The sequence below is a fragment of the Pseudomonas sp. NPDC012596 genome, from assembly GCF_042902325.1.
GTDB lineage: Bacteria > Pseudomonadota > Gammaproteobacteria > Pseudomonadales > Pseudomonadaceae > Aquipseudomonas.
Window position 1 is genome coordinate 148,927 of the sequence record NZ_JBIBEB010000014.1, and the last position, 9,540, is coordinate 158,466.

The 9,540-nt window shown below is 66.1% G+C and carries 9 protein-coding genes and 1 pseudogene; 9 read left to right on the plus strand and 1 reads right to left on the minus strand.

Going from position 1 to position 9,540, the window contains the following annotated elements; genetic code table 11:
* Positions 1 to 150 precede the first annotated feature (150 nt).
* Positions 151 to 504, plus strand: a complete 354-nt coding sequence (locus tag ACFY68_RS17955) for a hypothetical protein (protein WP_346613788.1) — start codon at positions 151 to 153, stop codon at positions 502 to 504.
* A gap of 194 nt (positions 505 to 698) precedes the next feature.
* Positions 699 to 1,036: pseudogene (locus tag ACFY68_RS17960) on the plus strand (MFS transporter); the annotation flags it as partial.
* Positions 1,037 to 1,105: 69 nt separating this feature from the next.
* On the opposite strand, the gene ACFY68_RS17965 reads toward ACFY68_RS17960, so the two are convergent.
* Positions 1,106 to 2,200: a DUF2235 domain-containing protein gene (locus ACFY68_RS17965; RefSeq protein ID WP_387529930.1), complete on the minus strand. Its 1,095-nt coding sequence runs from the start codon at positions 2,198 to 2,200 to the stop codon at positions 1,106 to 1,108.
* A 33-nt stretch (positions 2,201 to 2,233) separates the two neighbouring features.
* Here ACFY68_RS17965 and ACFY68_RS17970 point away from each other — a divergent pair, with 33 nt between their 5' ends.
* The 7 genes from ACFY68_RS17970 (at position 2,234) to ACFY68_RS18000 (ending at position 9,368) form a co-directional block, all read left to right on the plus strand.
* Positions 2,234 to 2,389, plus strand: coding sequence for a hypothetical protein (locus ACFY68_RS17970; RefSeq protein WP_387529933.1), 156 nt, complete (start codon positions 2,234 to 2,236; stop codon positions 2,387 to 2,389).
* A gap of 170 nt (positions 2,390 to 2,559) precedes the next feature.
* Positions 2,560 to 3,519 carry a MoxR family ATPase gene (locus ACFY68_RS17975; RefSeq protein WP_039601915.1) on the plus strand — a complete coding sequence of 320 codons (960 nt, stop codon included), beginning with the start codon at positions 2,560 to 2,562 and terminating at the stop codon, positions 3,517 to 3,519.
* A gap of 4 nt (positions 3,520 to 3,523) precedes the next feature.
* A complete protein-coding gene (locus ACFY68_RS17980) occupies positions 3,524 to 4,468 on the plus strand; it encodes a DUF58 domain-containing protein (protein WP_387529936.1) in 945 nt (314 codons plus the stop codon).
* The gene (locus ACFY68_RS17985) at positions 4,465 to 4,959 is read left to right on the plus strand and encodes a DUF4381 domain-containing protein (RefSeq protein ID WP_387529939.1); all 495 of its coding nucleotides are present in this window, start codon (positions 4,465 to 4,467) and stop codon (positions 4,957 to 4,959) included. The genes ACFY68_RS17980 and ACFY68_RS17985 overlap by 4 nt, the downstream gene beginning before the upstream one ends.
* Positions 4,952 to 6,028: a vWA domain-containing protein gene (locus ACFY68_RS17990; RefSeq protein WP_387529942.1), complete on the plus strand. Its 1,077-nt coding sequence runs from the start codon at positions 4,952 to 4,954 to the stop codon at positions 6,026 to 6,028. Before ACFY68_RS17985 ends, ACFY68_RS17990 begins: the two co-directional genes overlap by 8 nt.
* Positions 6,025 to 7,746, plus strand: coding sequence for a tetratricopeptide repeat protein (locus ACFY68_RS17995; protein ID WP_387529945.1), 1,722 nt, complete (start codon positions 6,025 to 6,027; stop codon positions 7,744 to 7,746). Before ACFY68_RS17990 ends, ACFY68_RS17995 begins: the two co-directional genes overlap by 4 nt.
* The gene (locus tag ACFY68_RS18000; protein ID WP_387529948.1) at positions 7,743 to 9,368 is read left to right on the plus strand and encodes a BatD family protein; all 1,626 of its coding nucleotides are present in this window, start codon (positions 7,743 to 7,745) and stop codon (positions 9,366 to 9,368) included. The genes ACFY68_RS17995 and ACFY68_RS18000 overlap by 4 nt, the downstream gene beginning before the upstream one ends.
* The last annotated feature ends 172 nt before the right edge of the window (positions 9,369 to 9,540 follow it).

Below are 9,540 nucleotides of genomic sequence, written 5' to 3' on the forward strand. Positions count from 1 at the left end.
GTTCAGGGCTCGCGGAAGCTTAACGACTGATCGGTCATCGCCGCTTGCAGCGCTGCGACAATTTCGGTCAAGGGGGGGTAACTTTACGTTTATGGATGCACGCAAGGCTGTCAGAATTCACTTTCGTTTCCATTGACCCGAGTCGCCCCCATGCAAATCACCACTGCCCTGCTGTTCGCCACCCCTTGCGATGACGAGGAAGACAACATGGCGACCCTGTGCTGCCACAGCGACAAGGGGCAGATGTTCTTGCTGACCCGCTACCCGGATGAAGACACCGTCGACCTGACCCTGGACGATGAGCCGTCGACACTGGATGGATTGAAGGTAACCCTCAGTGCCCAGCGTTTGCTGATCGAAGTGGCGGCGGGCGACCGCGATGCGTTGAAGGGGGATGAGGCGCTGGAGATCGTGCTGACTTCGGCGGGGACTGACCTGGAAGAGGTTGCGCTGACCTTGGAGAACATCCTCAAAGGCACGGGTACCTTCGTCAACGAACTTTGAGGTTTGCAGTTCCGGCCTCATCGCCGGCAAGCCGGCTCCCACATTGACAGCGGCGCTGCTCAGCCCTGCGGGAGATTACCCAGCCGTTCGGGCTGCGCTGTCGCGCAGAGAACAAAGCCCGCGAGCGCGCCGCAGACCCTGTGGGAGCGGCTTCAGCCGCGAAGCAGGCGCCGCGGTGGATGGCACCGGGTGACAAGCCGCAGGTGTCGCCACTGAAGCTGTTGCTGCGCAATGACCTGAAGGGCCTGGCCGTGGTGTTCTTCGTGGCCATCGGCTACAACGCCCTGAGCTACATCTTCAAGACGTTTTCGCTGGCCTACCTGACCCAGTTCAAGGGCGCTTTGGTACCGGGCGCGAGATTGGTACGGCAGTCGCCGGTGGCCTTGCGCCATTGGGCGGGCTGGCCCTGGTCGCGGGTTCGGCGACGCACTCCACCGATGGCGTGGCGTTGATCCTGGCGATAGCCGGGGTGCTGGTAGTGGTGTTTGCCCTGTGTGACCAGGGTTCCAAGCATTCCAGTTCGAAAAACTGACCTGCCAAGCCTCTACCACCCTGTGGCCGCCTTGCCGGCGATAGGGTGGGTGCTGCCCATACACGCTGTTCAGCACACAGCGTTTTCATGCATCACCCTGCCCCCTTCAGCCGGCCGGTCGATGTACATCACGTCCAGCGCACTGTTCTGCAACCCCTTAACGGCATTCCAGTGCGCTGAAGTGTGGACATAACGAGCCTGTAACAGCGCCTGCTCATCAGCCGTCAGCCCCACTTGCAAACTGCGTCCCAGGGCAAAGTCATGCAATTTTCGGCTGATCATCTGCAACTCTTCGGGCAACCAATGGGCTTCGTCGTCACCCAGAGGCGCAAACGGCACCCCACTGCGCACAGCCAGTTCTCGCATTACGCTAAGGTACACGCGCGACAAATGCCCGCTCACCTCCCGCTCGCGGTACACCGCGGCAAATACCTGCTTCTGCGGATCATCGCGCCTGGCCTTGCTACCTTCGACAGGTACTTCCCAGCTAATCAGCCGGGGCAGTGGTTGCGCCAGGCCGGCAAATGCCGAACCCAGCAAGGTACTGGCGGCGGCGTAAGCTCGGGTTCGTTCCACCGGGGTCGACAGCGCCACCCGGTTCGAGAGCGGTTTGCACAGCAGCACTTTCTCTTGCACGAGCGCCGGGTAGCCACCGCCGATGTTCGAATGCACACCCGGCACGACGATGTCGTCATCAGTGCGTACCAACGGGAAGTTGTGCCGCTGCTCATCACCCGCCACCAGTTGTATTATCTGCCGGGCCAGGCCCTTGCCCAGGCCGAGACGCACGCCGTGGTAGCGGCTGTTGGAAGGGTTGAAATCCCCCTTCAGAGGCGCCACGAATGCTGCCACCGTGTCGAACAGGCCAATGAAATTGAGCGCCCTGTCACCCCGCAATTCCAACGGTAGGCCTGGGGCACCGTTTTGCAGCCGATTGGCGAAGTGGCGGGCGGCTGCGGCGCCACGACTGAAACCGAACAGATCGAACTCGACGCCGGCAGGCTCTATGTGCGCAAAGCTGCGAAGTTGCTCACCCACGCTGAGCAGCGCCTGCTCAACCCGTGCCTCGACACCGGTATCACCGCACCCCGTCGCCTGGGCGTACATCGAATCCGGCGCGCCTTCGGTTGTGCCGATGCCCTGGACGTACAGTTTGAGAAACACCTGCCCATCCACGAGGCCGCAGGGGTACAAGGCATGCAAAAGGGCAACATTGCTCCGCGCATTACCGTGACTGCCGCCAGCGCCCGCAAGGCCGGCGTCAGCCGTGGCATTCACCTGATTATTGCCGGTCCCATCGAAAAATACGCCCACCCTCACAACGTGCTGCCTGCTCATGATCACGCTCCTTAAAGTTCTGAAGGCAGCCATCAAGCGACAGAACAGCCGCGCACAACATCGGCAAAGGCGTTAACCCCAAGCGCAGATTTCGACGCGGCACCGCGGATAGATTAAAGTATCCCCCCCTGCCAGGTCGGTTGCCCACTACGCCCGCCCTGGCGCTCTTCCAGGAACCGTCGCCGATGGAACACCGTGAAGCGCTGATCGCGCTACGCACCTTTCTTTCCTCCCAGATCCTAGGCCAGGAGAAGCTGGTCGAGCGTCTGCTGATCGTGCTTCTGGCTGACGGCCACATGCTGGTCGAGGGCGCGCCGGGCCTGGCCAAGACCAAGGCCATCAAAGAGCTGGCCGAGGGGGTGGAGGCGCAGTTCCATCGCATTCAGTTCACCCCCGACCTGCTGCCGGCCGACATCACCGGCACCGAAATCTATCGCCCGGAAACCGGCAGCTTCGTGTTCCAGCAGGGGCCGATCTTCCATAACCTGGTGCTGGCCGACGAAATCAACCGCGCGCCCGCCAAGGTGCAGTCTGCCCTGCTCGAGGCCATGGCCGAGCGCCAGGTCAGCGTGGGCCGCAGCACCTATGACCTGTCGCCCCTGTTTCTGGTCATGGCCACGCAGAACCCGATCGAGCAGGAAGGCACCTACCCGCTGCCCGAAGCCCAGCTCGACCGCTTCCTGATGCACGTAAAAATCGGCTTCCCCGATGCCGCCGTGGAGCGGCGTATTCTGGCCCAGGCCCGCGGCGAAGCCCTGGGCGGTGAGGTCAAGCCCGAGCGGCGGGTCAGCCAGCAAGCGATCTTTGCCGCGCGCAAAGAAATCCTCGGCCTGTACATGGCCGACGCCGTAGAGGAATACCTGGTGCAACTGGTCATGGCCACCCGCACCCCGGCCAAGTTCGATACCGAACTGGCCGACTGGATCGCCTACGGTGCCAGCCCACGAGGCTCCATTGCCCTGGACCGCTGCGCACGGGCCCATGCCTGGCTGGCCGGGCGCGACTTCGTCAGCCCCGAGGATATCCAGGCAGTGCTGTTCGATGTGTTGCGCCACCGCATCATCCTGTCGTTCGAAGCCGAGGCGGCGGGGGTCGACCAGGACCGCGTGGTTCAGCGCATCCTCGACGTCGTCGCCGTTGCCTGAGCCCATGCCCACTGCGCTGCAGGCCGAACCCGGCATCCGCATCGGCCTCGCCGAGCTGATCGACATGCGCCACCGCGTGCGCGAAATCCAGCTGTTCTCCCGGCCCGGCCAGCGCAGCCCGCTGGTCGGCCTGCACCATTCCAAGCTGCGCGGCCGCGGTGTGGACTTCGACCAGGTGCGCGTCTACCAGGCCGGCGACGATGTGCGCAACATCGACTGGCGCGTCACCGCCCGCACCCAGGAGCCGCATACCAAGCTGTTCCATGAAGAGCGCGAACGGCCGATCTTCATCCTCGTCGAGCAAAGCCAGCGCCTGTTTTTCGGCTCGGGGCTGATGTTCAAGTCGGTGCTCGCGGCGCAGGCCGCCGCGCTGTTCGGCTGGGCGGCGCTGGGCCACAACGACCGCATCGGCGGGCTGGTGTTTGGTGACAACGAACACCACGAAATCAAACCGCGACGCAGCAAGCAGAGCCTGCTGCAGTTGCTCAACCGCCTGGCCAAGGTCAACCAGGCGCTGCACACCGAAGCGCTGCCCCAGGCCGACAGCCTGGGCCTGGCCCTGCGCCGCGCCCGTGAAGTGCTGCGCCCCGGCAGCCTGGCCATCGTCATTTGCGACGAACGCTCGCTCAGCCCCCAGGCCGAACAGCACCTGGCCATGCTCTCGCGCCATTGCGACCTGCTGCTGATGCCGGTCTCCGACCCGCTCGACCATGCGCTGCCCGCTGCCGGCCTGCTGCGTTTCGCCCAGCGCGGCGCGCAGCTGGAGCTCGACACGCTGGACGCCAACCTGCGCCGGGCTTACCGTCAGCAGGCCGAAGCGCGTATCGAGCGTTGGGACCTCATGGCACAAAAGCTGCGCGTGGTGCTGATGCCACTGAGCACCCAGAGCGAAATGATCGAACAGCTGCGCGAATACCTGAACGCCCAGCGCCCTGGGAGCAGCAAATGAATCCGCTGGATCAGCTGCAACCGCTGATCGCCCCGCCAGCGATCGGCCTGTGGCCACCGGCACCGGGCTGGTGGCTGCTGCTCGCCCTGCTGCCGCTGCTGGCCTGGGGCCTGTGGCGGCTGCGGCGCTGGCGCCCGGGCAAGCGCCGGGTGGTACGTGCCGAGCAGCCGCTCGACCCAGTACGCGTAGAGGCCCTGGCCGAACTCGCACGCCTGCCGCGCCCCTATGACGGCGCGCCGGCCGGCGCCTGGCTGCAGCAGATAAACGCCTTGCTCAAACGCCTGTGCCGCAACCACTACCCCGGCGCCAATAGCCATACCCTCAACGGCCGCCAGTGGCTGGCGTTTCTCGACAACCGCTGCCCAGCCGCCGGCCTGACCCGCTGGATGGTGCTGGTCGAGGGCGCCTACAAGCCTGAGTGCAAACTCGACGACAAAGCCATCGTCGGGCTCAGCCAAGCCGTCGAAACCTGGATCCGCAAACATGTTTGAGCTGGCCTGGCCGTGGATCTTCGTGCTGCTGCCGCTGCCGTGGCTGGCACGCCTGGTGCTGCCCGCCGCCGACAGCGGCGAGCCGGTGCTCAAGGTGGGCTTCCTCGACGAGCTGGAGGGCCTGGCCGGCCGGCGTGCGCGCCTGAACCTGCCAACCTGGCGCCAGCAGGCGCCCTTTGTGGTGATCTGGCTGTTGCTGCTGCTCGCCGCCGCCCGCCCGCAATGGCTGGGCGACCCGGTACCGGTGGCCGCCAGTGGCCGCGACCTGCTGGTGGCGGTGGATGTGTCCGGTTCCATGGACTTCCCCGACATGCAGTGGAAAAACGACGAAATCAGCCGCCTCGACCTGGTCAAGGCGTTGATGGGCGACTTCCTGCAGGACCGCGAGGGCGACCGCGTCGGCCTGATCCTGTTCGGCAGCCAGGCCTACCTGCAGGCACCGCTGACCTTCGACCGGCGCACCGTGCGCACCTTCCTCGACGAGGCGCAGATCGGCATCGCCGGCAAGAACACCGCCATCGGCGACGCCATCGGCCTGGCGGTCAAGCGCTTGCGCCAGCGCCCCGCGCAAAGCCGGGTGCTGGTACTGATCACCGATGGCGCCAACAATGGCGGGCAGATCCACCCCTCGACCGCCGCCCGCCTGGCCGCCCAGGAAGGCGTACGCATCTACACCATCGGCATCGGTGCCAACCCCGAGGCCAGCGGCACGCCTGGGCTGCTGGGCCTGAACCCGAGCCTGGACCTCGACGAAGCCTCGCTCAAGGAAATCGCCGAGCTGACCCGCGGCGCCTACTTCCGCGCCCATGACGGGGCGGAACTGGACGCCATCGGCGATACCCTCGACGAGCTGGAGCCCGTCGCCCAGCAACCGACCCAGGCGCGTACGGCCAAGGCCTTGTATGCGTGGCCATTGGCCCTGGCCTTGCTGCTCAGCGTGCTGCTGGTGGTAGCGGTGCAATGGCCAGACAACCTGCTGCAACGGGTGATGCGCAAACCGCGCTTCCTGCAGCCCCACCCAGAATGGCGTGAGCGCCTGAAACGGCTGCGCCTGAGGAAGCGGCGATGATCGACCTGTGGCCGCAATGGTTACGCCCCCTGTGGCTGCTGGTCGTGCCGCTGCTCGGCTGGCTGCTGTTCAAGCTGTGGCACCGGCGCAAGCGCGCCGGGCGCTGGCAGATGATCCTGCCGAAAGCTTTCCACCCGGTGCTGCTGGGTGGCGGCAGCGGCAGCAACAGCAAACTGCCCTGGGTCGCCCTGGGCCTCGCCTGGCTCTTGGTAGTACTGGCCCTGCTCGGGCCAAGCTGGCAGCGCCTGGAAGAAACCCGCCAGCGCCCGGCCGACCCACTGGTGATCCTGCTCGAACTGACCCCGCAGATGCTTGCCGAGGACACCCCGCCCAACCGCCTGCAGCAGGCCCGGCGCAAGGTCCTCGACCTGCTCGAACACCGCCGCGACAGCCAGACCGCGCTGATCGTCTACGCGGGCAGTGCACACACACTGGTGCCGCTGTCGGATGACCTGGGCACCACACGCAACCTGCTCGAGGCGATCGACCCGTCGATCATGCCGCAACCCGGCCAGCGCGCCGACCTTGCCGTACAGAAAGGCCTGGCCTTGCTGGCGCAAAGCGGCCTGGGCCAGGGCCGTTTGCTGCTGATTGGCTCGGCGCTGAGTGCGCCGGAACGCCAGGGCATCGTCCAGGCCCTTGGCCGCCAAGGCCCCAGCCTGCTGATGCTGGGCATTGGCACCCGGGATGGGGCGCCGGTGCGCCAGGCCAATGGCGAGTTCCTCAAGGACGACCAGGGCGGCATCCTGGTGCCGCACCTGGACAGCCCCGGGCTCAAGGCCTTCATCAACGGCACGGGTGGGCGTTACCGCCATGCGCGCATCGACGACCTCGACCTGCGCGGCCTCGGCCTGTTCGACAACCCGCGCATCCTGCGCAACGACGGCCAGAACGTACAGCTCGACAGCTGGGCCGACCAAGGCTATTGGTTGCTGATTCCCTTGCTGCTGTTGGCGGCCTGTGCCGGCCGCCGCGGCTGGCTGTTCTGCCTGCCGCTGCTGCTTGCCCTGCCGCAACCGAGCCAGGCCTTCGAGTTCAACGACTTGTGGTTGCGCCCCGACCAGCAGGGCCAGCGCCTGCTGGAGCAAAACCGGCCGGCGGATGCCGCCCGCCACTTCCAGGACCCGCAATGGCGCGGCATGGCCCTGTACCAGGCCGGTGACTACGCAGCGGCCGCCAAGGCCTTCGCCCAGGGCAATACGCCGGCAGCCCACTACAATCGAGGCAACGCCCTGGCCCGCAGCGGCGAGCTGGAAGCCGCGCTGGACGCCTATGAACAAGCCCTGGAGCGCCAGCCCGATTTCAAGCCGGCGCTGGACAACCAGGCGCTGATCCAGCAACTGTTGCAGCAACGCGAAGCCCAGGCCGAGGAACAACCGGCCAAAGACGATGCCCAAGGCTCGCCCGGCAGCGAAACCGAAGGCAACAGCAGCTCGGCCAGCAGCCCGGCGCAGGGCACACCTGGCAGCGAAGAACAGGCCAACGCCGAACAACCCGGCGAAGGCAGCAACACCCAGAGCCCGGCCAACCCCGGTAACCAGGGCGGTGACGACGACGGCGTCACCCAGCCCCCACAAAGGCCGGTCTCCACCAGCCTGGACGCCGAACAACGACAGGCGCTTGAACAATGGCTGCGGGAGATCCCGGACAACCCGGCAGAGCTGCTGCGCCGTAAATTCTGGTATGAACAGCAATTGCATCAGGAAACCCCACGATGAGTCGCCTCGGCGTCTTTCTGCTCTGCCTGTTATGGGCCCTCCTCGCCCAGGCCGACCCGACCCTGCAGGCCAGTGTCGACCGTACTCGCCTGGAGGCCGGCGAAACCCTCGAGCTGACCCTCGAAAGCCAGGATGTGACGCAATTCGGCAAGCCCGACCTGCGCGCCCTCGATGGCGACTTCGAAGTACGCGGCACGCGCCAGCTGAACAGCCTGCACACCCTCGACGGCGAGACCCGCGCCAGCACCCGCTGGATCATCACCCTGCTGCCTCGGCGCAGCGGCAGCCTGCGTATTCCTGAATTGCAACTGGGCCAGTCACACAGCCAGGCCATCGACCTGCAGGTGCTGCAGGCCGACGCCAGCCGCCCGGACACGGCGTCCCAGGTGTTCGTCGAGGCCACGCTGGACAGCAACGAGGTGTACGTCCAGGCCCAGGCCGTGCTGACCCTGCGCATCTACCATTCGGTATCGCTGTACGACGACAGCAGCCTCAGCCCGCTGCAGCTGGAAAACGCCAAGGTCGAGCCGCTGGGCGAGTCGCGCACTTATGAAAAGGAAATCAACGGCGTACGTCACGGCGTGATCGAGACCCGTTACGCACTTTACCCGCAACAGAGTGGCGACCTGGACATTCCACCGCTCACGTTTACCGCCACCGCCGCCGACAATGCCCAGCAGCCCGCCGCCAGTGCGCGAGCAGGCCGCCAGGTGCAGGTCAGCTCGCTGCCGCTACGCCTGACCGTCCGCCCGATCCCCACCGCCTGGCCTGCCAATGCGCCGTGGTTACCCGCACGCGGCCTGAGCCTGGAGGAACACTGGAACCCCGACCCTGGCAGCCAGCAGACACAGATTGGCGACTCCCTGACCCGCAGCATCACCCTGCGCGCCGAGGGGCTGTCGAGCACCCAGCTGCCGCAATTGCCGGCGACTGAAATCGTCGGCCTGCGCCGCTACCCGGACCAGCCGCTGCTGCGCAACGAAATAAACGAACGCGGCATGACCGCCAACCGCGAGGAGCGCGAAGCGCTGGTGCCGACCCACAGCGGCGAACTGGCGCTGCCGGCACTGGAAGTGACCTGGTGGAACACCCGCGAAGACCACCTGGAGCACTCCAGCCTGCCTGCACGCACCCTGGACGTGCAGGACAACCCGGCCTTGAGCGCCGAAAGCCCGGTGGGTGATACCAGCACAGGCAGCAGCCTGCTCTGGCCTTGGCAACTCGCCACCCTGGTGTTCGCCCTGACCACCCTGCTCGGCTTCGCCCTGTGGTGGCGCGCCCGCTCGCAACCGGCCGTGCTGCGTGCCGCGCAGGCTGGCCCAAGCCCACGCACCCTGCTGGACGACCTCAAGCGTGCCTGCCAGGCCAACGACCCGCAGGCCACCCGCCAGGCGCTCGACGCCTGGGCGCGGCAACAGCCAGAGACCCTGGCGGAGATGGCGGCCCGGTTCGTGCCGCTGTCGGATGCGCTGGATGGGTTGAACGGGGCGCTTTACAGCGAGAGTGGGCAGTATTGGCAGGGGGAGGATTTGTGGCGGGCGATTGGGACGATCCCGCCGGCGGAGCAGGTGTTGTTGCCTTCGGGTGAGCCGGGGAGCTTGCCGCCGCTTTATCCGAAGTGAGGGGTTGGGTTTGGGATGGGCATGGCTTGGGGCTTTCAGCGCCTGTGAGATCGAGCGCCGCCCGCGCGGCGCATCGCGGGCAAGCCCGCTCCTACATTTGTTGCAACGTGCCATGGCCTGATAGGCCATAGTTGTTAGCCTTGGTGGCTCGACGAGATTTTTCGGCTGGCAC

What these genes read in the sequence shown, in the direction of transcription:
- ACFY68_RS17980 (WP_387529936.1), top strand. Translation starts at nt 3,524, where the DNA reads ATGCCCACTGCGCTGCAGGCCGAACCCGGCATCCGCATCGGCCTCGCC.
- ACFY68_RS17985 (WP_387529939.1), top strand. Translation starts at nt 4,465, where the DNA reads ATGAATCCGCTGGATCAGCTGCAACCGCTGATCGCCCCGCCAGCGATC.
- ACFY68_RS17995 (WP_387529945.1), top strand. Translation starts at nt 6,025, where the DNA reads ATGATCGACCTGTGGCCGCAATGGTTACGCCCCCTGTGGCTGCTGGTC.
- ACFY68_RS17975 (WP_039601915.1), top strand. Translation starts at nt 2,560, where the DNA reads ATGGAACACCGTGAAGCGCTGATCGCGCTACGCACCTTTCTTTCCTCC.
- ACFY68_RS18000 (WP_387529948.1), top strand. Translation starts at nt 7,743, where the DNA reads ATGAGTCGCCTCGGCGTCTTTCTGCTCTGCCTGTTATGGGCCCTCCTC.
- ACFY68_RS17990 (WP_387529942.1), top strand. Translation starts at nt 4,952, where the DNA reads ATGTTTGAGCTGGCCTGGCCGTGGATCTTCGTGCTGCTGCCGCTGCCG.
- ACFY68_RS17970 (WP_387529933.1), top strand. Translation starts at nt 2,234, where the DNA reads ATGCAAAAGGGCAACATTGCTCCGCGCATTACCGTGACTGCCGCCAGC.
- ACFY68_RS17955 (WP_346613788.1), top strand. Translation starts at nt 151, where the DNA reads ATGCAAATCACCACTGCCCTGCTGTTCGCCACCCCTTGCGATGACGAG.